Origin of the sequence: Parasphingorhabdus sp. (assembly GCF_036964565.1) — a bacterium.
Classification (GTDB): Bacteria; Pseudomonadota; Alphaproteobacteria; order Sphingomonadales; family Sphingomonadaceae; genus Parasphingorhabdus.
In genome coordinates this window covers 75,430-97,600 of sequence record NZ_JBALTN010000011.1, presented here as the reverse complement: position 1 = coordinate 97,600, position 22,171 = coordinate 75,430, and the positions used below count along the sequence as shown (strand labels likewise).

At 60.7% G+C, this 22,171-nt stretch carries 21 protein-coding genes and 1 tRNA gene; 12 read left to right on the top strand and 10 right to left on the bottom strand.

The window, feature by feature from the left end:
• Window positions 1-23: 23 nt before the first annotated feature.
• A complete protein-coding gene (gene lipB, locus V7650_RS15190) occupies window positions 24-689 on the bottom strand; it encodes a lipoyl(octanoyl) transferase LipB (RefSeq protein WP_335657089.1) in 666 nt (221 codons plus the stop codon).
• A gap of 72 nt (window positions 690-761) precedes the next feature.
• On the opposite strand from lipB, the gene V7650_RS15185 reads away from it, so the two are divergent.
• Window positions 762-1,514 (top strand): hypothetical protein, encoded by a 753-nt coding sequence (locus tag V7650_RS15185; RefSeq protein ID WP_335657088.1) that lies wholly within the window; start codon window positions 762-764, stop codon window positions 1,512-1,514.
• Here the strand turns inward: V7650_RS15185 and V7650_RS15180 are convergent.
• Genes V7650_RS15180 through V7650_RS15170 form a run of 3 tightly spaced genes read right to left on the bottom strand, consistent with a single transcriptional unit; the run spans window position 1,507 to window position 3,409 of the window.
• Window positions 1,507-2,085 carry a GNAT family N-acetyltransferase gene (locus tag V7650_RS15180; protein ID WP_335657152.1) on the bottom strand — a complete coding sequence of 193 codons (579 nt, stop codon included), beginning with the start codon at window positions 2,083-2,085 and terminating at the stop codon, window positions 1,507-1,509. The two genes, V7650_RS15185 and V7650_RS15180, sit on opposite strands and share 8 nt — an antisense overlap.
• 11 nt (window positions 2,086-2,096) lie before the next feature.
• Window positions 2,097-2,954: an oxygen-dependent coproporphyrinogen oxidase gene (gene hemF / locus V7650_RS15175; protein WP_335657087.1), complete on the bottom strand. Its 858-nt coding sequence runs from the start codon at window positions 2,952-2,954 to the stop codon at window positions 2,097-2,099.
• A complete protein-coding gene (locus V7650_RS15170) occupies window positions 2,951-3,409 on the bottom strand; it encodes a tRNA (cytidine(34)-2'-O)-methyltransferase (protein ID WP_335657151.1) in 459 nt (152 codons plus the stop codon). The genes hemF and V7650_RS15170 overlap by 4 nt, the downstream gene beginning before the upstream one ends.
• Before the next feature lie 175 nt (window positions 3,410-3,584).
• Here V7650_RS15170 and petA point away from each other — a divergent pair, with 175 nt between their 5' ends.
• Genes petA through V7650_RS15155 form a run of 3 tightly spaced genes read left to right on the top strand, consistent with a single transcriptional unit; the run spans window position 3,585 to window position 6,304 of the window.
• Window positions 3,585-4,148, top strand: a complete 564-nt coding sequence (petA, locus tag V7650_RS15165; protein ID WP_335657086.1) for a ubiquinol-cytochrome c reductase iron-sulfur subunit — start codon at window positions 3,585-3,587, stop codon at window positions 4,146-4,148.
• Between the two features lie 13 nt (window positions 4,149-4,161).
• Entirely contained in the window at window positions 4,162-5,430 is a 1,269-nt protein-coding gene (locus tag V7650_RS15160; RefSeq protein WP_335657085.1) for a cytochrome b, read from the top strand.
• A gap of 19 nt (window positions 5,431-5,449) precedes the next feature.
• On the top strand, window positions 5,450-6,304 hold the full coding sequence (locus V7650_RS15155) for a cytochrome c1 (RefSeq protein ID WP_335657084.1): 855 nt from the start codon (window positions 5,450-5,452) through the stop codon (window positions 6,302-6,304).
• Between the two features lie 69 nt (window positions 6,305-6,373).
• Here V7650_RS15155 and glpK read toward each other — a convergent pair whose 3' ends face one another.
• The gene (gene glpK / locus V7650_RS15150; RefSeq protein ID WP_335657083.1) at window positions 6,374-7,843 is read right to left on the bottom strand and encodes a glycerol kinase GlpK; all 1,470 of its coding nucleotides are present in this window, start codon (window positions 7,841-7,843) and stop codon (window positions 6,374-6,376) included.
• Between the two features lie 115 nt (window positions 7,844-7,958).
• Here glpK and V7650_RS15145 point away from each other — a divergent pair, with 115 nt between their 5' ends.
• From V7650_RS15145 to V7650_RS15130, 4 genes are all read left to right on the top strand, one after another.
• Complete coding sequence (locus tag V7650_RS15145; RefSeq protein WP_335657082.1) at window positions 7,959-9,470, top strand: glycerol-3-phosphate dehydrogenase; 1,512 nt, start codon at window positions 7,959-7,961, stop codon at window positions 9,468-9,470.
• Between the two features lie 55 nt (window positions 9,471-9,525).
• Window positions 9,526-9,599 (top strand) — tRNA-Gly (locus tag V7650_RS15140).
• A gap of 133 nt (window positions 9,600-9,732) precedes the next feature.
• Window positions 9,733-10,647 carry a DUF6538 domain-containing protein gene (locus V7650_RS15135; protein ID WP_335657081.1) on the top strand — a complete coding sequence of 305 codons (915 nt, stop codon included), beginning with the start codon at window positions 9,733-9,735 and terminating at the stop codon, window positions 10,645-10,647.
• Window positions 10,648-11,166: 519 nt separating this feature from the next.
• The gene (locus tag V7650_RS15130) at window positions 11,167-12,252 is read left to right on the top strand and encodes a helix-turn-helix transcriptional regulator (RefSeq protein WP_335657080.1); all 1,086 of its coding nucleotides are present in this window, start codon (window positions 11,167-11,169) and stop codon (window positions 12,250-12,252) included.
• 85 nt (window positions 12,253-12,337) lie between these two features.
• Here the strand turns inward: V7650_RS15130 and V7650_RS15125 are convergent, their stop codons facing one another.
• From V7650_RS15125 to V7650_RS15115, 3 genes are all read right to left on the bottom strand, one after another.
• Window positions 12,338-12,730, bottom strand: coding sequence for a response regulator (locus tag V7650_RS15125; RefSeq protein ID WP_335657079.1), 393 nt, complete (start codon window positions 12,728-12,730; stop codon window positions 12,338-12,340).
• Between the two features lie 19 nt (window positions 12,731-12,749).
• Complete coding sequence (locus V7650_RS15120; protein WP_335657078.1) at window positions 12,750-14,222, bottom strand: sensor histidine kinase; 1,473 nt, start codon at window positions 14,220-14,222, stop codon at window positions 12,750-12,752.
• Window positions 14,223-14,924: 702 nt separating this feature from the next.
• Window positions 14,925-15,161: a hypothetical protein gene (locus V7650_RS15115; RefSeq protein WP_335657077.1), complete on the bottom strand. Its 237-nt coding sequence runs from the start codon at window positions 15,159-15,161 to the stop codon at window positions 14,925-14,927.
• Between the two features lie 621 nt (window positions 15,162-15,782).
• On the opposite strand from V7650_RS15115, the gene V7650_RS15110 reads away from it, so the two are divergent.
• The 3 genes from V7650_RS15110 (at window position 15,783) to V7650_RS15100 (ending at window position 18,599) form a co-directional block, all read left to right on the top strand.
• The gene (locus tag V7650_RS15110) at window positions 15,783-16,370 is read left to right on the top strand and encodes a hypothetical protein (protein WP_335657076.1); all 588 of its coding nucleotides are present in this window, start codon (window positions 15,783-15,785) and stop codon (window positions 16,368-16,370) included.
• A gap of 109 nt (window positions 16,371-16,479) precedes the next feature.
• Complete coding sequence (locus V7650_RS15105) at window positions 16,480-17,199, top strand: response regulator (protein ID WP_335657075.1); 720 nt, start codon at window positions 16,480-16,482, stop codon at window positions 17,197-17,199.
• Window positions 17,196-18,599: a sensor histidine kinase gene (locus tag V7650_RS15100; RefSeq protein WP_335657074.1), complete on the top strand. Its 1,404-nt coding sequence runs from the start codon at window positions 17,196-17,198 to the stop codon at window positions 18,597-18,599. Before V7650_RS15105 ends, V7650_RS15100 begins: the two co-directional genes overlap by 4 nt.
• Here the strand turns inward: V7650_RS15100 and V7650_RS15095 are convergent.
• Window positions 18,596-18,838, bottom strand: a complete 243-nt coding sequence (locus V7650_RS15095) for a hypothetical protein (RefSeq protein ID WP_335657073.1) — start codon at window positions 18,836-18,838, stop codon at window positions 18,596-18,598. The genes V7650_RS15100 and V7650_RS15095 overlap by 4 nt on opposite strands.
• A complete protein-coding gene (locus tag V7650_RS15090) occupies window positions 18,835-20,211 on the bottom strand; it encodes a M28 family peptidase (protein WP_335657072.1) in 1,377 nt (458 codons plus the stop codon). Before V7650_RS15090 ends, V7650_RS15095 begins: the two co-directional genes overlap by 4 nt.
• A 186-nt stretch (window positions 20,212-20,397) precedes the next feature.
• Here V7650_RS15090 and ettA point away from each other — a divergent pair, with 186 nt between their 5' ends.
• On the top strand, window positions 20,398-22,077 hold the full coding sequence (ettA, locus tag V7650_RS15085) for an energy-dependent translational throttle protein EttA (RefSeq protein ID WP_335657071.1): 1,680 nt from the start codon (window positions 20,398-20,400) through the stop codon (window positions 22,075-22,077).
• Window positions 22,078-22,171 lie beyond the last annotated feature (94 nt).

Sequence of the window (22,171 nt, the reverse complement as noted above, 5' to 3'; positions counted from 1 at the left end):
TTCTCGTCACGGTCGGATCGGACCTACATAGACCCCGCCGGATCGGGATCAATCGCTTTCAGGAAATGCCCGGCGGTTTTTTGCAACGCTTCGTCAAATTGCGCCAGCGTCGCCGCGATCCCCATCTGCGCCAGGCTGGTCACCGGATATTCGCTGATGCCGCAGGGGATGATGCCGCCAAAATGGCTGAGGTTCGGATCGATGTTGACCGAAAAACCGTGCATCGTCACCCATTTGCGGATCCGGATGCCGATCGCGCCGATCTTTGCCTCCTGCCCGCTCGGCGTGTCGCACCAGATGCCGACCCGCCCGTCCACTGCGCGCCCGGCCACGCCAAATTCGGCGAGCGCCGCGATCACCCAGTCTTCCAGGGCATGGACAAATCCGCGGACGTCGGCATTGCGCTTGCGGAGGTTGAGGATGACATAGCCGACGCGTTGCCCGGGACCATGATAGGTATGCCGACCGCCGCGCCCCGTCTCATAGACCGGAAAGTCCCGGCTGAGCAGTTCCGCAGGATCGGAGCTGGTGCCGGCGGTATAGAGCGGCGGGTGCTCGAGCAGCCAGATCAGCTCCTTCGCCTCGCCGCCCTGAACCGCCGCATTGCGCCGTTCCATCTCGGCCAGCGCTTCTGGATAGGCGACCTGCCCGTTGGAAATTCGCCATTCGATGTCATTCGGACTGTTCATAGAAATTTCGTGCACTTTTGCCGGCCGGGTGGCAAGGGCTTGCGGGACAGAAACCGATCCGGAACCGAAAATATGAAGCTGAACTACATGCAAAGCTGGAATCGCGCGATGGCCCTGCTTCTGGCCAACAAGGAAGCCGTTATCGCGATCGCCGGCGTATTCGTCTTTCTGCCGACGCTGCTGTTCGCCCAGTTCGTCACCCCGCCGGTTCTCACCGGCGACGAGGACGGCAATGCCGTGCTGGCCGTCTATTCCGCCTATTTCAACGACAATGCGATCGCGATTCTGGCGTCCAATCTGGTGATGAGCTTCGGCAGCCTCGCCATTTACTTTGCCCTGGCCCCGTCCCGCCATTCTACCGTCGCCGAGGATCTGACCGCGGCGCTGAAACTGTTTCTCGTCTATCTGCTGGCCCAGCTGTTGAGCGGGCTGGTCGCCTTGCCGGGCTTCCTGCTGTTTGTGATCCCCGGCTTCTATATCACCAGCCGGCTGATTCTGGTGCCGGCGCTGATCGCCGATGAAGGCGAACGGAACGTGGTGGATCTGCTCCGCAACAGCTGGTCGCTGACCAGGGGCAACGGCTTCGCCATCCTGCTGTTCCTGCTGATGATCGGCATTGTCGGGATCATCACCATCGGCGTGCTGGAAACGGTAACCGGTGTCATCACCGGCCTCGCCACCGGCGGAGCGGGTTGGCCGTTTATCGAGAATCTCGTCGCATCGTTTACCGGCACGGCGTTTCAGCTGGTGCTGATTGCGGTGATCGTTTCGCTCTATATCGCGCTCACCGGCAAGAATAGCGACGTCAGCAACGTCTTCAGCTGAGTATCGGGATATGCGGGGCGGCGGTCCGCGGCAGGTGACCGGAAAGGCGCGGATCGTCCATCTGGCCGCTTTGCTGCCGGAAAATGCGAAAACCGCACCGCTGGTAGAAGGGCAGGGCACGCGGCGAGTCCTGGGTGCAGGTGTGCAGCCACACGCGCTCGACCCCGTCGCGCCAGGCCATTTTCAGGGCCTCGGCCATCAGCCAGCGCCCCCGGCCCTTGCCGTTCTGCTCCGGCACCAGTCCGAAAAAGGCGATCTCGCATTCGCCCGGCACCCGAAAGTCGAGTTCGATAAATCCGGCCGGCTGCTGCTTGTCCCGGACGACCGATATCTCGACGGCAGGATGCTCCAGGATCGCCTGAAGCTCCTCCTCCGCCATCAGCAGCCGCGAAATCCACAGCCACGGTTCGCCGACTTGCCGGAACAGGGCTCGATATTCCGCGGTTGACGGATCGCGCCAGCGGGTAAGCTCCAAATCGCAGCGGGTGTCCGGCAGCTGCGGCCTCTCCCGCATTTCCAGATGGGTGATGATCGTCGCGACCTTCCCCTTGGGCACATCCTCCACCGACATCTCCGGGCGGCCTAGACCCATTTGGCCTCGGGCGGCAGGCTCATCAGGATCGCGTCGACATTGCCTCCGGTTTTCAGGCCGAAGGTCGTGCCCCGGTCATAGACCAGATTGAACTCGGCGTAGCGGCCGCGCCATTCCAGCTGCTGCTGCTTGTCTTCCGCGCTCCATTCGGTGGCCATCCGCTTGCGGACGAGCTGCGGGAATATGTCCAGAAACGCCCGCCCGACGTCCTGGGTGAAGGCAAAATGGCGATCAAAGTCGGATTCCTTGTCGAGTTCGAGATGATCATAGAAGATTCCACCGACACCCCGGTGCACCTTGCGATGCGGAATATAGAAATAGTCATCCGCCCATTTCTTGAACCGGGGATAATATTCCGGGTTGTGCGGCGCGCAGGCCGAACGGAAGCGGGCGTGAAACGCCTCGGTGTCTTCGTCATAGGGCAGCGCCGGGTTGAGATCCGCACCGCCGCCGAACCATCGCTTGGTCGTGCACAGGAACCGGGTGTTCATATGGACGTTCGGGACATGCGGGTTGGCCATGTGCGCGACCAGACTGATCCCGGTCGCGAAAAACCGGGGATCCTCGGCAGCGCCGTTGATCTGCGCCCGGAATTCCTCGCTAAACGTGCCGTCGACGGTGGAGATGTTGACGCCGACCTTCTCGAATATCTTGCCCTTCATCAGGCCCTGGACGCCGCCGCCGCCAGGGCTGCCATCCGGATTCTCGCGATCCCAGGGGATATAGTCGAACCTGGCTTCGCTGCCCGCTTCCGTCTCGATCGCCTCGAATTCAGCGCAGATGTCGTCGCGCATTTGCTGGAACCATGTCTGGGCGGTCTGCTGCTGGTCGTCCAATATTTTCGTCATTCTGGAAATTGTCCTGTCTGTCTAAGCGCCTCGCCCAGGGCCATGCCAGCGGAAACCGCGAGATTCAAGCTGCGCATGCCGGGCCTCATGGGGATGGTGATTCTGCCATCGCACTGGTTATGTACAGTAAGGGGAACTCCTGATCCCTCCGAGCCGAACAGCAGGATATCGTCGGCCCGATAGCCGAATCCATAATGTGGCTGATCGGCCTTGCTGGACAGCAGGATGATCCGCGCCTTGCGGGAATCGCAGGTTGCACGAAACGCATCCCAGTCGGCGTGACGGGTATAGCGAACATGCTCGAAATAATCCATCCCCGCGCGTTTCAGACTGCGGTCGCTGAACGGAAATCCGCACGGTTCGATGATATCAACTTCGACATCCAGACAGGCACAAGTCCTTAATATCGTTCCTAAATTTCCCGCTATCTCGGGTTGATACAATGCTATCCTCATGGGCTCGTCACCATGCGCGGGAAGTGAATGTTTGGTCAATCGAAAATTCCCTGTTGGCAAACCCTGTCCTTCGCGGCTATCAGGCGCGCAAATCACTGCCCGTTCAGGCTGTTGGCAAGCAGTTCAGAACATCCGGGCAGTGCAGGGGTCTAACTATTCTATAGGGCTTGTTTGCATGGCAACGGTTGAAACAGCTGAAACGGCAGTCGCAGAAGAAAGCGGCGTTCGCCGCCGGGACTTTATCAATATCGCGGCGGTGAGCTTCGCTGGTGCAGGGGCGGTGGCAACGGTCTTCCCGCTGGTCAACCAGATGAATCCCAGCGCCGACGTGCTCGCGCTCGCATCGGTTGATGTCGATGTTGCGGCGATCGAGCGCGGTCAGGCGATCAAGATCCTGTGGCGCAAGCAGCCGGTATTTGTCCGCAACCTCACCGACAAGGAAATCAGCGAAGCCAATGCGGTCGATGCTGCCGCCCTGCGCGACCCGCAGACCCTGGCGGAACGCACTGCCATCGGGAAAGAAAACTGGCTGATCACCATGGGCGTCTGCACCCATCTTGGCTGTGTTCCGCTCGGCGCGGCCGAAGGCGAGAACAAGGGCGAGTTCGGCGGTTATTTCTGCCCTTGCCACGGTTCGCATTATGATACGGCAGCCCGGATCCGCAAGGGCCCGGCGCCTCGGAACCTCGATGTTCCGGAATATGAATTTCTATCAGATACCGTCGTGAAAATCGGCTAAAGGGCAGAAGAATATGAGCTTTCCTTGGGCAAACCAATATGCGCCAACCACCGAATTTGGCCGCTGGATGGACGAAAAACTTCCCGTCCCGCGTCTCGTCTACAACAGCCTCGGTGCCGGTTATCCTACCCCGCGCAATCTGAACTACATGTGGAACTTCGGTTCGCTGGCCGGCATCTTCCTGGTCGTGCAGATCGTTACCGGTATCATCTTGGCGATGCATTATGCCGCCAACGCCAATATTGCCTTTGACTCGGTCGAGCATATCATGCGCGACGTCAACAGCGGCTGGATGATCCGTTATGCCCATGCCAATGGCGCAAGCTTCTTCTTCATCGCCATCTATCTTCATATCGGCCGCGGCCTGTTTTATGGCTCCTACAAGGCGCCACGCGAAATGATCTGGCTGCTCGGCGTGGTCATTTATCTGCTCGCCATGGCAACCGCGTTCATGGGCTATGTGCTGCCATGGGGCCAGATGAGCTTCTGGGGCGCCAAGGTCATTACCGGCCTGTTCGAGGCAATCCCGCTGGTCGGCAAGCCGATCCAGGAACTGCTGCTCGGCGGCTTTGCTCCTGACAACGCGGCTTTGAACCGTTTCTTCTCGCTTCACTATCTGCTGCCGTTCGTGATTGCCGGCGTGATCATCATGCACATCTGGGCGCTGCATATCCCGGGTTCAAACAACCCAACCGGCGTGGACGTAAAGGGCCCACAGGACACCGTTCCCTTCCACCCCTATTACACCGCCAAGGATGGCTGGACGCTGGGCGTTGCGCTGATCTTCTTCACCGCAATGATGTTCTTCCTGCCAAACGCACTCGGCCACGCGGACAATTATATTCCCGCCAACCCGCTTTCGACCCCGGCCCATATCGTTCCGGAATGGTATTTCTGGCCCTGGTACGCGATCCTGCGCGCCTTCACCGTCGACTTCTTCTTCGTTCCGGCAAAACTGCTCGGCGTGCTGGCGATGTTCTCGGCGATCCTGGTCTGGTTCTTCCTGCCTTGGCTCGACAAGTCACCGGTCCGCTCGGGTCTGTTCCGCCCCAAGTTCAAGATCTTCTTCGGCATCCTGGTTCTTGACGTCCTGATCCTCGGATATTGCGGCGGCGCGCCGGCTGAGGAGCCGTTCGTGATGATCAGCCAGGTGGCGTCGGCCTACTATTTTGCGCATTTCCTCATCATCTTGCCCCTGCTGTCGCGGTTGGAAAAACCAGAGCCGCTGCCGAACAGCATCACGGAATCCGTGACCGGCAAGCCACTAACAACTGCCAGCTAAGAATTAGGGACCCGTCGTAATGGTAAGAATTATCGGAATCTTGATTGGCCTGTTCTTTTCGGGCTGGCTCCTGATCTCATTCGGAATGGGCGCGGTTGAATATGCCACCAACCCTCCGGTGAAACCGGTGGAATATGCGTTCCACGAGGAACCCAAGGACGTGTCGTTTACGTCTGACGGCCCGCTCGGCAAGTTCGACCGCCAGCAGCTGCAGCGCGGCTTCCAGGTCTACAAGGAAGTTTGTGCCGCCTGCCATTCGATCCGGCTGGTTGCTTTCCGCAATCTGGAAGAAATCGGCTATAACGAGGACGAGGTAAAGGCGATTGCTGCCAACTGGCCAATCGGCGTTCCCGATGCCGACCCCAATACCGGCGAAATGACCACGCGGCCCGGCTTGGCTGCGGACAAGTTCCCGAAGCCGTTCGCCAACGATATTGCTGCCCGCGCTGCCAACAACAACGCGATCCCGCCGGATCTCTCGTTGATGACCAAGGCGCGCGAAGGTGGCGCACCCTATGTCTACTCGCTGCTGACCGGCTATACCAATCCGCCAGCCGACCTCCCCGAAGCCAGCCAGCCTGGTCCGGGGCTGCACTATAACCCCTATTTTGCTAACCTGAACCTGGCGATGGCGCCGCCGTTGGCAGTGGACGACCAGGTAGCCTACTCCGATGGCACAAAGGCCAGCATCGACCAGATGGCCAAGGACGTATCCGCCTTCCTGATCTGGACCGCGGAGCCGAAACTGGAAGAACGGCATCAGGCTGGCTGGGCTGTACTCGCCTTCCTGCTGATCGCGACGATCCTAGCCTATCTGTCCTACCGGACGATCTGGGCCGACGTGAAGGCCGAGAAGAAAAAGAAGGCCGCCTAGTCCGGCTTGCCTGTTTTCAGCGAATTGAAAAGCCCGCCTCTCGCGGGCTTTTTTTCGTCTGGCCGTGCTCTAGCGGGAAAGGACGGAGTCGATGGCGGCCTTCCACCCCGCCAGTCTTGCGGACCTGACCTCGGGATCGATGTCCGGATGATAGGCATCCAGTTCGGACAGCATCACCGACGCCGCCTCGAGCGACGGATAGATACCGGCTCCCACCGCCGCCAGCATCGCCGCGCCGAGAGCCGTGGTCTCGAAAAATTCCGGCCGTTCGACGGGGATATCCAGGATATTGGCCAGATCCTGCACCATCCAGTCATTGGCCACCATGCCGCCATCGATCCGCAGTTTCTGCCAGTCGATGCCGTCGGCGGAAAAGGCGGTCTTCAGATCTTGGCACTGATAGGCCATGGATTCCAGCGCCGCCCGGGCGATATGCGCCTTCTTCGACGAAAAGCTGAGCCCGAGAATGCTCGCCGTCGCCTCGGCGCGCCAGTGGGGTGCCCCTAGGCCCGAAAGGGCGGGGACCAGATAGACGCCGCCATTGTCATCGACCGAGCGCGCCAGTTCCTCGCTCTCGCCTGCAAATTCCAGCAGGCCGATATCGTCGCGCAGCCATTGCATCAGGCTGCCGGCCACGAACACCGACCCCTCCAGCGCATAGACGCGCTTGCCGGCATGCTGATAGAGCACGGTCGCGAGCAACCGGTTCTCCGACCGGGGTGCTGTCTCGCCGCTATTGGTCAGGATGAAGGCACCGGTGCCGAAGGTCGCCTTCGTTTCCCCGACCGACAGGCAGGCCTGGCCGAGGGTGGCCGCCTGCTGGTCTCCGGCAGAACCGGAGATCGGAATGGCGCTGCCAAATAGGCCGGCGGCCGTCTCGCCCAGCGCTCCGGCGCAATCGACGATGGCCGGCAGGGTCGTTCTTGGTATATCGAACAGCACCAGCAGCTCGTCGTCCCAGTCCTCGGCATCGAGCGCCATCAGCATCGTTCGGCTGGCATTGCTGGCGTCGGTGACATGCTGGCCGCCGGTTAGCCGGTAGATCAGGTAGGATTCAATCGTGCCGAACGCCAGATTGTCGCCGGCCGCGCGAACTTCGGGACAATTTTCCAGCATCCAGCCGATCTTGCTGCCGGAAAAATAGGGGTCGAGCAGCAATCCGGTCTTGGCCTGCACCATCGGCTCCAGCCCATCCGCTTTCAGGGCCTCACATTTGGCCGCCGTTCGCCGGTCCTGCCAGACAATCGCCTTGGCCAGCGGTTCGCCATTGCGCTTGTCCCAGGCCACCACCGTCTCGCGCTGGTTGGTGATCCCGATCGCCGCGATCTTGTCGGCACCGCCGGCCTTTTCGATCATTTTCTGGCAGCACCGCAGGGTCTTGTCCCAGATTTCCGCGGCATCATGCTCGACCAGCCCCGGGGCCGGATAATATTGCCGCAAGGCTTCCTGCTGCGATCCGTGCAGCTTGCCGTGCCGGTCGAACAGCATCGCGCGGGTGGAGGTCGTGCCCTCGTCGATCACCAGTATATTCTGCGCCATGGTCCTGCTCCCGCCCCGCCTGTTTCCTGCAAGTCACGCTAAAAGCTCGCTTCGAAAAGGCAAGCGAAAGCCATTTATATTGCATTGCAGCATTGCGCAAATCGCCGGACGGCTTATGACAGCGGCCATGTATGATCTGGCGATAATCGGCGGCGGCATCAATGGCGTCGGAATTGCGCGCGATGCGGCGGGCAGGGGGCTCAAGGTCCTGCTGGTCGAGCGCGACGACCTCGCTTCCCACACCTCTTCCGCCAGCACCAAGCTGGTCCACGGCGGCCTGCGCTATCTCGAGCATTATGAGTTCAATCTCGTGCGCAAGGCGCTCAAGGAGCGCGAGGTGCTGCTGCGCGCCGCCCCGCATATCATCTGGCCGATGCGCTTCGTGTTGCCGGTGGACGAGGGCATGCGCCCGGCCTGGCTGCTGCGGCTCGGCCTGTTCCTCTACGATCATCTCGGGGGGCGCGATATCCTGCCCGGCACCAAGAGCGTCGATCTGCTAGGCGATCCGCGCGGCGACCCGCTGCAGAAGCGGCTGAAAAAGGGCTTCGCCTATTCCGATTGCTGGGTCGAGGATGCCCGCCTCGTCTCGCTGACCGCCCGCGACGCCGCCATCCGCGGGGCCGATATCCGGACCCGCGCCGAATGCACCGGGCTGGACCGCGCCGACGCCCACTGGGACCTGCACATCCGCCAGCATGGCCGGCAGCAGACCGAGCAGGCGAGGGTGCTGGTCAACGCCGCCGGCCCCTGGGTCGACCCGGTGACGGCCCTCTATGACCGCAGCAGCAACGCGGCCAAGCTGCGCCTGGTCAAGGGCAGCCATATCGTCGTGAAGCGCAAATATGAGGGCGACCACAGCTATATCTTCCAGAACCGCGACGGCCGGATCATCTTCGCCATCCCCTACGAAGGCGATCATACCCTGATCGGCACCACCGACGAGCCGAGGAGCTATGCCGAAGGCGACGCACGGATCAGCGACGGCGAAATCCGCTATCTGTGCGACGCCGCTAGCGAATATTTCGATGTGGCCGTCACCCCGGACGATGTCGAATGGACCTATTCCGGCGTCCGCCCGCTGTTCGACGACCACAGCCGCAGCGCCGCCACCGTCACCCGCGACTTCGTCTTCGACTATGACCATGATAAGGGTGCCCCGGTGCTGTCGATCTTCGGCGGCAAGATCACCACCTATCGGGTGCTGGCGCTGCAGGCGATGCGGACCTTGTCCGACGCGCTCGCCATCGACGGCGACGACTGGACCAGGGACGCGCATCTGCCGGGCGGTGATTTTGCGCCCGGCGGCTTCGCGGCGCTGGTCGACGAATATGCGGGCCGGTGGACGTTTCTCGATCGCCCGCTCATCCATCGCCTGGTCCGCGCCTACGGCACCGACACGGCGATCATGCTGGACGGGGCACGAAATCTTGCCGACCTCGGCCGGTGCTTTGGCGCCGGTCTCCATGAAATCGAGATAGGCTGGCTGATCGAACATGAATTCGCCCGTAGCGCCGAAGATATCCTATGGCGGCGCTCGAAGCTGGGTCTGCACATGAGCGATGCCGAGCAGCAGGATGTCGCGACATGGCTTGAACAGCACAACACGCCCGGCCGCGACCTTTCCTGATTGACGAGCCGCAAAAGCGGTGGCAATAGCGGCCCATCCGGTCGATGCCGGACATGCGGGTGTAGCTCAATGGTAGAGCAGAAGCCTTCCAAGCTTACGACGAGGGTTCGATTCCCTTCACCCGCTCCACATTTTTCAATTAGCCGCAGAAAACCGCTACTTTTAAGGCGGCCTCGCGATGACGTATTCCATAGCTTCTCACACATCCAATACCCCGTGTTTGGTGCGTTCACTGGTCGCGTTCATTATGCAGGACGGGGAGATGCGTAAGCAGACCTATCTGATCCGAAAGGGCGCGAGATATCATTTTCGTCGGCGTTGTGAATCAAAACTGTCCATACGTCCTATAAGCATAACACTGGGCACAGCGGATCCAGGCGAGGCGCGCCGTCTTGCCAGCCGGCTTGCCGTGATATGGGATGAGACAGAAATGGACATGCAATCAAATTTCCAGCGCGGCACATTGACGATCGAAGAGCGCGAAGCAATCTTCAAAAATGCTCTCAAAGAAGAACTGGCGCACGCGACCGCTCATAAAGATTCTCCAATAGGAAGCACCTTAACTCCACCATCTCTGCATAAAATAATGGCAGCAGCTTACCGGATCCTCCGGCAGGTGCCGCATGATGCAATAGGGATTGAAGCAGAAATCGTCGAATCCGTAATTGACGATAGCTGGTCAGATGCCGATTTTATGCGGTTGATCAAAACACTTGAGATCATGGTTACGCCAATGAGCGTCAGCTTGTCTGATGCAATAGATGCACTGGATGAACTCGGTATATCTCACAACCAGACAATCCTTGGCGATGCGCGCTACCAAAAGTTGCGCGGATTTGCAGAGGCGCACGATCGAGCGGCATTGCTCGATCATCCCGTTATAAAAACATCCGGACGGGGTGTTATGGCTCTCCTCGATGATGATATTGTATCGCTTGTTTTGCAGCAGCTGAGCGAGAAAGAAACGATCGATCCTTCGCCAGGGCAAGCTGCTGCTAAAATCGGTTGTGGAAACGAATATCTAAACCCCAGCAGCTTGAAATTTAGCGAAATTATCAAGCCGACCCTCCAGGCGCTGTTCATCCAGAAAAAATGGAAGCCGGACAGGGGGCAGCGAGATGCAATCGCGGAGCGGTTTGCCTGGGTTATGCCGCTTCTCTGGCGACCGGATCCGTGACGGTCGCAACATTCTGCATGGCAGGCATGGTTGCACAACCAGCGAGCAGCAACGCTGGAACAGCGACTGCGATCAGATTCATTTTTTTCATAATTTTTCCCCAAATTGCGCTTTGTTCCGCGCGTTCGTTAGATAAAGCGAAGGCCCCAATTGCAGATCTTCAATGCGGCACCTTCTGGCTCATCACCCGTGATGCCCGTCACGCTCATCAAAATCTGTCCCTTGAAGTATAAAATTGCCCGAAGATATTGACCGTCAGCCTGACCAATCCGCTCCCGAAACGTCCCACGCCACAGCAATCGCGCGCGACAAATCGCCGCGGCTGCTCTGGTATCTTCCTGTTTCGGGAATGGCTTAATTGACTTCTAGTGACCTGACTTTAAAGCTTTTATCTCGATTCGCATCCCCCATTTGGGGTAGGCGGGTGATGCGCAGTCTGATCCGGATACTGTCTCTATTAGCAGGCAGGAACCCTGTGCGGTTTGTGTACCGACCGATGAACCATGCAGGGGGGCATTCATGGAAAATCGCGGTTTTTGTACCGAAGAAATTTACGATGCGGCACTGGATTCCGAAAGCCTGGCAGGATTGCCCCGGCGCTTGGCAGAAGCGCTCGGCGGTCGCTCCGCTCTTGTCCAGTGGCAACATAATGACGGATCCATGCAGGTGCTTACGCATTGCGGCTATTTTTCCGATCAGCAACTGATGGCCTATGCGACCGAATTCGCTCCGGTCGACCCGTGGATCAAGGCTGCAGAGACGCGCCAGCCCGTCAATTCAGCGATGGATATGGAAAATCTCGTGTCCTTGGAAACCTACCAGAAATCAGCCTATTATAATGATTTTATCCGGTCGTCCGGCGACGATACATGTCGCGGGGTCGGTGTTCGGATACAGACGGCCTGGGGGACAGGAATGGCGGTTGTCCATCGTGGCCTATCACAGGATCGTTTCGAAGAATCGAATGTCGCAGCCCTCGATGACTATGCCGTTCATCTGCGGAGAATGCTTTCAATTCAGGGTCGCTTCTCCTCTTTCGAGCGTGAAAACCTGACTCTGCAGGGCATGATCGACGCCATGGCAGATGCCGCCCTTTTGGTATCCGGAGAAGGCCGCGTTCTCCAGATGAATGCTGCCGCGGAAAATTACATCCGGCAGAATCGGCTGCTCGTCCATTCCCATGGTCGGATCGAGGCAGTGGGAACGGCGACAAAGCAGCTGAGAATCGCATTGGCGTCAGCGGCAGGAAGCTCGCCGAGTGCGGACGCGATAATATTGGGTTATCACGACGGCCGTCCGGCGATTGCGACCGTATCGCCACTCAAGCTGCCCAACGGGACGCGCGCCGCGATGCTTCTTCTCAGGGTGAATCGCCCGCCCGACAAGGTTCTCGTGCAAAGATTGTCGAGCCTGTTTGGACTTACCCCTGCCGAAGCCGAAATTGCTGCCGGCATTGGTGGCGATAGGTCGCTGCAGGAGCTTGCGGAGGCGCGTCAGGTGTCCCTGTCAACCATTCGCACTCAGCTCAAGCAGATCACTTCGAAAATGGGTTGCAACCGCCAGTCGCAGATTGCCTCTGTGGTCCGGTCGATCATTCCTGGTTGAGGACAAGCTGCCATTCTTTGGCAGTACCCTGCGGCCGACCACCGCAACAGCGGTTCGGCGGCTCACGTGCGTTGACTGATTAAGATTAAAACAGCGCTAGGCCGGAAGGCAGGGTCTTGGGAGGCGTATCGACGAGCACGGCCTGTACGGCTTTGAGCGATCCGATAAGATCGTGCGGGCTGAATGGCTTTCTGAGGCATCCTACCGCTGCCGTGGCGTCCCGGTCAGCCGGGCAATTGCCGCTGACGTGAAGCGAGGGTATCTTCTGTTCCGCCAGCCATTGCGATAGCGAAAGACCGCTGTCACCGTCTGCTAGATTGATGTCGACGAGGGCAAAATTGCACTCCTGTTCGCGGACGATTCGCTGCGCTTCGGATATGTTGCTGGCACATCCGGAAACCGCAATTCCATTGCTTTTGAGGATGGATTCCATTTCCATCGCAACCAGAAACTCGTCTTCTACAATCAGGACACGCATAGTATTACACCAACTCAATTTACTGTTCCGCCTTTAACGGCATCGGTTCAAACATGATCGAGAAGATCGTGCCCTGATCCGACGAGGAGAAGGTCAATTCCCCTCTCAATTGCTGGACGAGCGCGTAGGAAACGCGCATTCCCAAGCCGGACGAAGCGGCCGGATCAAAGCCGGAAGGCAACCCGTGGCCGTCGTCCGCAATCTCGATCCTGATCTTTCCATCATCCATTCTACGCACTGATAACGAGACGGTTCCTTCCGCTTTTTCGTCAAAGGCATATTTCAGCGCATTGGTAACCAGTTCGCTGACCACGATCGCCAGCGGTATCGCCTGATCCAGCAGCAGAACCACTTCATCAACAATGTCGGTGTGGCAGCGCACCCCGTCACTCGGTTTCAGCGCATCGACGGTCTCCGTGACCAGGCTTTCGAGAAATGCGCCCGCGGCGATCCGGTCATGGCTGCTGGTAAGATAGAGCTGGCCGTGCAGCCGCGCCACGACGCCGATCCGGGCCCGGGCATTCTCCAGGCTCTTCTGCAGCTCTGGCGAACCCTGTCCGGATTGCAGCGACAACAGCGAGGTTACCAGTTGGAGGCTGTTCTTGACCCGGTGGTTGACCTCGTAAAGCAGCATTTCCTTCGCTTCGAGCGCTTCCTTTAGCGCGCGCTCGTTGGCCCGGTTCTTGGTGACGTCGCGAATCGTCAGCACCGCCGCGATTTTCTCGCCGTTGTCGTCATAGACCGGCTTGGCATTGCCCTTTGCCAATATTTCCGAGCCGTCCCCGCGACGGATGACCCATTCGCTGTCGGCCGTGGTGACATTGTCCCGCACGGCACGGGTCAGCGGCAGGTCATTGACCGGATAGGGCTCCCGGTCCACCGTCAGCAGCTGGAACGCCGCGGTATAGTCATCCGGCGACACGCCCAGCTGTTCCTGCCCGTGCAGGATCTGGGCGCGTTCGTTCATGTAGACGATTTCGCCTCCCGCATCGGTGATGATCACGCCTTCGCCGAGCTGGTCCAGGATCGCCTGCCGTTCGGCCAGAACACGCTCCAGCGCATAGCTTTTTATCTTCAGGCGCCTGGCGGTCTCGTCCTGTTCCGTAACATCGATGTTGATGCCGAACCAGTGGGTGATCTCGCCTGTGGCATCGCGATATGGCGTGATGCGGGTGAGGAAAGGGCGATAGACGCCATCCGCGCCGCGCAGCGGGAAGGTCATATCGAACGCCTCTCCCGACGCGATCGAACCGGTCCAGGCCTCCATGACATGCGGCAGACGCTGCGGATCATGGACCGATTGCCAGCCCCATCCCTCCATCTCGGCGGGCGTCGTCCCGCAATAGCGGTGCCAGCGCTCGTTATACCATGTGATATAGCCATCGCTGTCCGCCATCCAGCACAGCACCGGCAGATTATTGGCCATTTCCTTGAAAATCAGGGGATCTGACCCATAATCCGGTGCCTGTTCACCGGACTGCAATTTCGACATCGGGATTCTTTCTTCGCGTGATTCGTCACCGCTATCATGAATTATAACAATATTCCATTGGGTTAATAGAGGCCTGAGGGCAGGGCGCAGTGGCGGAGACCGCGCGCCCGCTGAGGCAGACCGCGACATGATTGCGGGCAGGGATCATACTGCAATAGCCCCATATCCTCCGTTAAAAACTGATTAACAGCCGCTAAGGAGCTGGTCTGGCGTCAGAATATGGCGGATACGTCAGCTCAAAACACCCTAGGCAATGAATTCGGATTAAATATTATTAATCTCTTTCAACCTGTTGTATTCGCGATATTATCTGTAATATTTGCGATATAATATTGAAGACCCGCCGGTATGATTGTCACCAGCCGGCATGACCTCCATCCACTCACCCGCCGCCCGGCACGATCTCGAGCCCGCCGGACAGGGCCCCCGGCCCCCCATTTGCCCGCGCATAGTGACGTCATGCGGCCATGACGCTCCGGCCAGGGCCGTCGACGTCGATTCCCGGCGTTCGGGAACCACAATGGCTCAAATCCGCCAAAAATGCCGCTGGCATCTGCCAGGTGCGCTTCCACGAACCCGCACCGGCACCGCCAAGCCAAACAAGAATTCTGCTGTTCGCGTCCCATTGCGGGCAATGGCAAAACTCTTGTCTCGCCACGAACGCCCGGCATCCGGCTCGCAATCATGACGCCAGCACCGCTACTACCCGCAGTTTTCTGCGCTTTTCGGGGACCCTTGGGGAGCGGCTTGCCATCCCTCCATCCGGACCCGGCGGGCAGCAGGGGCCGCGCCATCCAGATCGCCATGGCCCTCCAGCTCGGCCCGGACAAGCGCGTCCGCCACCCCGCAGGTCGCCAGGCCGCCTGAACCGCAAAGCTGCTGTTCCCGGACGGCAGGCTTCTTGTTCCGGATTCCGCCCGTCAGCGTGCGCCTGGCCATGTTCCCCCGTGATCGACGCTCGCGACGAGATACCGGGACGGCTCAAAACACCTCCCTGGCAGCCCGTCGCAAGCCGAAACCGGCAGCAGAACAGGGACGTTCTTGTTCCGCCGCAGCCATGTCGGCCGCTCCGCCAATTTCGCCACCGGCGCAGCGACATAAGCCCCGCCCAGTCCGGTAGACCACAGCTTTCTTGTTTCGCCTCAACCCCATATTTCCGCGCTATCCCGCCGAAATGCGCAGTGCAGCCAGCGAACGGCAGCGTTCTTGTCCGGCCCGCGTTTTGCCGGCAGACAACAAGCCTGCCATCCGGTATTTCGCCTAGATCAATGCCGGCCGGCCCCCTCCTGTCGGGCCGTTCGCCCCGCGCAACGCCATCGCCGCCAGAGATCGCGGACAGGAGGGGACGGCAAACAAGAACAATATCATTCCCGCGCCCGTCCCGCCCGCCACGCCACTCCGCACCGGCCCCGGCCTGTCATGCGCATGAACCGCCGCGCCCGTCCGTTACAATTTGCGACAATTTTCGGCCGTTCTGACAAAGTTCAGCGACAAGTCGCCACTAGAAGGACATCCAGGACGGAAAAAAGACCGTCTGCCTGAACCAAGAGGAACACAGACATGAAAAAGACAATCCTATTCTCCACCGCCACCGCCATGCTGATGGCCGGCGGCATCGCCGTTGCCGCTCCCGGCGACCGCGGCATGCGCGCCGACACCAATGGCGACGGCGCGGTCAGCCGCTCGGAACTGACCCAGTCGCTCGACCAGCGCTTCGCCCGCATGGACGTCAACGGCGACGGCTTCCTGTCCAAGGAAGATCGTGAAGCGAAGCAGGCCGAGCGTTTCGCCAAGATGGACAGCAACGGCGACGGCCAGGTCTCGCAAGCCGAGATGGATGCCGCTCGCGCCGCCCGCGAGGCCCGCCATTTCGAGCGTCGCGACAAGGATGGCAACGGCACGCTGAGCCAGGAAGAAGCCATGGCAAAGAAGGGCAAAGGCAAGGGCATGCGCGGACACCGCGGTGGTCGCGGCATGGCAATGCTGGCCAAGGCCGATAGCAATGGCGACCAGAAGATCAGCAAGGCCGAATTCACATCGATGGCGACCGCCCGCTTCGACCAGGCCGATGCCAACAAGGACGGCAAGCTGACCAGCGAAGAGCGTCAGGCGGCCTGGAAGGCGATGCGCGCCCAGTGGAAAAAATAGGGGCCAATCCCTGAATCCCCTGTTTTGCGAACGGATCGTCAGCCATTCCCCTCCCTCCCGATGGCTGGCGGTCCGTTTCTTTTTGGAATTCCTGTGATAGGGCGAACGGATGACGCACAAGATTCACATATTGCTGGTCGATGACGAAGCCTCGCTGCGCGAGCCGCTGGCGGACTATCTCGTCAAGCAGGGTTACAAGGTCCAGCAGGCAAGCGACGCCAGCGTCGCCCGGTCACTGCTCAACGCCTATGATTTCGACATCATCCTGCTCGACATCATGATGCCAGGCGAGGATGGCCTGAGTTTTTGCCGTCATGTCACCGACAAGACCGAGATCCCCGTGATCTTCATCAGCGCCCGGACCGAGGAAACCGAACGGATCATCGGTCTGGAACTCGGTGCCGACGACTATGTCACCAAGCCGTTCAGCCCGCGCGAACTGGTGGCGCGGATCAAGGTGGTCCTGCGCCGAGCCGAGAAGGGCGCGCCGCGGCAGGTCGGCACCTCGGAGGGCGGCTACCGCTTTTCCGGCTGGACGCTGAAATGCGACAAGCGCAGCCTGGTCGACGCGGATGGCGATACCATCTCGCTGTCCACCGGCGAATATCAGATGCTGCTGGCGCTGGTTTCGCGCGCCGGCAAGGTGCTCAACCGCGATCAGCTGCTCGACATCACCCAGGGGCGCGAGGCCCATGCCTTCGACCGCGCCGTCGACAACCAGATCAGCCGCCTGCGCCGCAAGATCGAGGCGGATCCGAAAAACCCCGAGATCATCAAGACGGTGTGGGGCGGCGGCTATGTGCTGGCCGGCGAGGTCCTGTCGCTGTGAAGCGCCTGTGGCCCCGCAGCCTGGTCGGCCAATTGTTGCTGCTCGTCGCGCTGATGCTGTTGCTGGCGCAGGCGATCAACAGCTTTCTCCTCTATCGGGGTGCCCAGACCCAGAATCTGGTCGAGGCCTCGACCGGTGCCGTTGCCCGGATCGCCTTCGGACTCGAGCGCCAGGCCAGCGACCGACCGGCTCGCCGCGCTGGCTCGATGCGGGCGCGGCGCTGGGGCCAGCTCAAATACAGCGCCGAAAGCGCCGTCACCGATGACATGCAGCGCCTGCCTGAGCTGGAAAGCCGTGCCGGTCAGGCCTTCGCCAATATGGGCACCGGTTTTTCCGAAATCCGGGCGAGCTTCAACCGCGATCTCGACCCGGCAATGGCCGGCCACCTGATCGGTGCCAACCGGGGCGAATGGCGCAAGGGTCCGATCAACCGCTCGATGGGCGGTCGGCTCGAACCGCGCGCAATCCGCGGCTATGTGATCATCTCCGCGCGGCAAGCCGACGGTCAATGGGTCAGCATCGCCTCCACCGTTCGCGGCCGCTCGCCGCTGATGGTGCGGACGCTCTTGCTCCAGACGGTCATGATCTATCTGCTGATGCTGATCCCGCTGTTCCTGCTCGGCCGCTACGTGTCCCGCCCGCTGAAATCGCTGACCGCCACGGCCCTCGATTTCCGGCCGGGAGAAACCCCGGCGCTGCCCGAGCAGGGCCCGCCGGACACCCGCGACCTGATCCGCGCGTTCAACGCGATGGGCGCGCGCGTCAGCACGATGATCAGCGAAAAGGATGTCATGCTTGGCGCGATCGGTCACGACCTGCGGACGCCGCTGGCGGCGCTGCGCGTCCGCGTCGAGAATGTCGAGGACGCCACCGAACGCGAGCGCATGATCGCTGGCATCGAGGATATCGACCATATGCTGGACGACATTCTCTCGCTGGCCCGTCTCGGACGGTCACAGGACCAGGCCGAGCCGGTCGACATCCGCTCGCTGATCGAAACCGTCGTCGATGAATTCACCGATCTCGGGCACATCGTCCGCTATCAGCGCGGCGACAAGCAACGCGCCCTGGTACGCGAGACGCTGGTTCGGCGCGCATTGCGCAACCTGGTCGGAAACGCCACGCTATATGGCAAGGCTGCGGATATCTCTGTGGAAAACTCCGGTGACAGGCTGATGATACATATCGACGACAGCGGGCCGGGCATTCCCGAAGCGACCATCGAATCGATGTTCGAACCATTTCTGCGCGGCGAGGCCTCGCGCAACCGGGCAACCGGCGGTTCCGGCCTCGGCCTGACGCTGGCTCGCGCCATCGCGCGCGACCATGGCGGGGATATCATCCTGAAGAACCGGGCAGGCGGAGGCTTGCGCGCTACGCTGGTATTGCCCGCGGGCTAGTTTTCGTCCTTTGCCGGCGCCGCCACCGGTACGCCGACGCCATCGGCGGCCAGTTCGGCGTCGATGTCCGCTTCCCGCGCCCTGACCGCCTCGTCAGCGACCTCCTCCATCGTACGCGCGTCTGCCTCGATCTGCTCCTCGTGCGCCGCGATCGCCTCTTCGCCCTTCTCCTCGACAGGGGTTTCCGAACAGCCCGCTACGATCAGCGCAAGCGGCGCAAAAAGGGCGGCGATCCTCATTCCGGGGCCGGCATGCTCAGGTCGCTGTCATCATTGCCGACAATCGACAGCACCGTGGTCCAGGCCGCGACATTCTGGCGCAATTCTTCCGGATCGACCTTGTCCAGCGTGTCATCGGGCGTGTGGTGGAGGTCGAAATAGCGACTGCCGTCCTGCTGCAGGTCGATGATCGCCAGATTGTTGTTCTTGATGATCGCCTGCACATCCGCGCCGCCGCCCGCTTTTTGCTGGCCGCGTCCGATGCCGAGCGGCTGCAGCGCCTGCGCGATCTCGTCCGCCAGCGGCGTGGCGGCTTCCGGCAGGTTGAACTCGACGCGCCAGATCCGGCCCGCGCCGAAATCCGATTCCATCGCCAGCGCATGATGATCGCCCTTGCGCGCCTCGCCATAGGCCTTGCCGCCCCAGATGCCGACCTCCTCGGCGCCCGCCCAGAGCAACCGGATGGTCCGCTTCGGCTGCCCGGCCGTCATGATATGTTTCGCCGCCGCGGTGATGATCCCGCAGCCCGACGCGTCGTCGATCGCGCCGGTACCCAGGTCCCAGCTGTCGAGATGACAGGCGATCACGATCATGCCCAGCGAAGGGTCGCTGCCGGGCAGTTCGGCGATGACATTGCCCGATTCCTGCTGGCCGATATTCTTCGGCGTCAACACCAGCTTGAGCTGGACCGGCTGGCCGCGCTCGATCATCCGCTCCAGATTTTCCGCATCGGGGATCGATAGCGCGCCCGCCGGAATCGGCGTCACGCCTTCGTCGAAATTGGTGTTGCCGGTGTGCGGATTGCGATGATAATCGGTTCCGGCAGAGCGGATGACGATCGCCGCAGCGCCCTTTTTCGCGGCAATATTCGGTCCGACAAACCGGGCGGAGCCAAAGGCACCGTAGCTCGATCCGTCCTGTGTCGGCTTCATCGCATGACTGACAAAGGCGATCTTGCCAGCCAGGCTGCCGTCCGGCGCCGCGATCAGGTCCTGCAGGGTCGGGAAATAGGCGACCTCGGCGGTCAGCCCCTTGTCGCCGGTGCTGGCGCTGTTGCCGAGCGCGGTCACCGCCAGCTTTTGCGGAAACGGACTGGTCACCACCGCCGTTTCCTGTCCGCGGACCCAGGTCGGCATCATATAGGGCTCGTTGCGCACATTACTGAAGCCCAGCCGGTTCAGCTTGGCAACCGCCCAGGCTCTCGCCCGCGCTTCTGCCTCGGTTCCGGCCTGGCGGGGCCCGATTTCGGTCGTCAGGCCCTCGGTGATATCCCAGGCGATATCGTCCTGCAGTGCCTTGGCCTGCAGCGCGGCCGGATCATGATCATTGGCCAGGGCCGAGGTGGACAGAAACAGCGCGGTCGCGCCAGCGAGCAGTTGGGATGTTTTTCTCATGATCAAGTGACTAACCCGCCTTTTGCGCTTTGCCAATGGTCTCTTGCGGGTGGCGGGCGGAATAGCTACATGGACCATCAAACAAGCCCCATTTTCCGTGAATGCTGCGCTTGTCGAGGCCGGTTCCGCAAACCGCGCCCTTCGACAGGTTCAGGGCTCGCGCAACAAGACAAGAAAGCAGAATCTATGGCCGTCCAATATAGCTATGTCATGAAGGGTCTGACCAAGACCTTCCCCGGAGCCCCCAAGCCGGTGCTCGACAATATCCACCTGCAGTTCCTGCCTGGCACGAAGATCGCCATCATCGGCAAGAACGGCGCCGGTAAGTCGACGCTGATGAAGATCATGGCCGGTCAGGATGACGAGTTTCAGGGCGAAGCCTGGGCAGGCGAGGGCATTCGCGTCGGCTATCTGGCACAGGAACCCCAGCTCGACGAGAGCAAGACGGTCAAGGAAAATGTCATGGACGGCGTCCGCGACGTCGCCGACCTCGTCGACCGCTTCAACGAAATCTCGAACATCATGGGCGATCCGCCGGAAGACGTCGATTTTGAAGCGCTGATGGAGGAAATGGGCACGCTGCAGGAAAAGATCGATGCCGTCGATGGCTGGACCCTCGACAACCAGCTGGAAATCGCGATGGAGGCCTTGCGCTGCCCGCCCGGCGACAGCCCGGTGACCGACCTGTCAGGCGGCGAGAAGCGCCGGGTGGCCTTGTGCCGGCTGCTGCTCGACAAGCCGGAAATCCTCATGCTCGACGAACCGACCAACCATCTCGATGCGGAAAGCGTCGCCTGGCTCGAAAAGCATCTGATCGACTATGCCGGCAATGTCATACTCGTGACCCATGACCGCTACTTCCTCGACAATGTCGTCAACTGGGTGCTCGAAATCGACCGCGGCAAGGGCCTGCCGTTCGAAGGCAATTATTCCAACTGGCTGGAAGCCAAGGCCAAGCGGATGGAGCAGGAAGAACGCGAGGACAAGAGCCGCCAGAAGGCGATCGAAAACGAACTGCAGTGGATGCGGCAGAGTCCGAAGGCGCGGCAGACCAAGTCAAAGGCGCGTATCAAGTCGTTCGACGATCTCGTCGCCTCGCAGGAAAACCGCGTGATCGGCAAGGCACAGATCCTGATCCAGACGCCCGAACGGCTCGGATCGAAGGTGATCGAGGCCAAGGGCCTGACCAAGGCCTATGGCGACAAGCTGTTGTTCGAGGACCTCGAATTCTCGCTGCCACCGGGCGGCATCGTCGGCATCATCGGCGCCAACGGCGCCGGCAAGACCACCCTGTTCCGCATCATCACCGGCCAGGAAACCCCCGACAGCGGTTCGCTCGAACTCGGCGAAACGGTCAAGCTCGGCTATGTCGACCAGAGCCGCGACACGCTCGACGCATCCAAGAATATCTGGGAAGAAATTTCCGGCGGCCACGACTTCTTCACCTTCGGCAAGAACGAGGTCCAGACCCGCGCCTATGTTGGCGCGTTCAACTTCAAGGGTGTCGACCAGCAGAAGAAGGTCGGCCAGCTGTCCGGCGGCGAACGCAACCGCGTCCATCTCGCCAAGATGCTGAAGGAGGGCGGCAACGTGCTGCTGCTCGACGAACCGACCAACGATCTCGACGTCGAAACCCTCCGCGCGCTCGAAGACGCCCTCGAAAGCTTCGCCGGCTGCGCCGTGGTCATCTCCCATGACCGCTTCTTCCTCGATCGGCTGGCAACGCATATCCTGGCGTTCGAAGGCGACAGCCATGTCGAATGGTTCGAAGGCAATTTCGAGAGCTATGAAGAGGACAAAAGGCGGCGTCTGGGCGATGCCGCGGATCGGCCGACACGGGTGGCTTATAAGAAGCTGACCAGGTAATACGCTCCTTCTCCCGTGAGGGAGAAGGATACGCAGGCTTATGACCCCGGACTTGGTCCGGGGGCATTAGCCGGAGTTGGATGAGGGTGTTCTG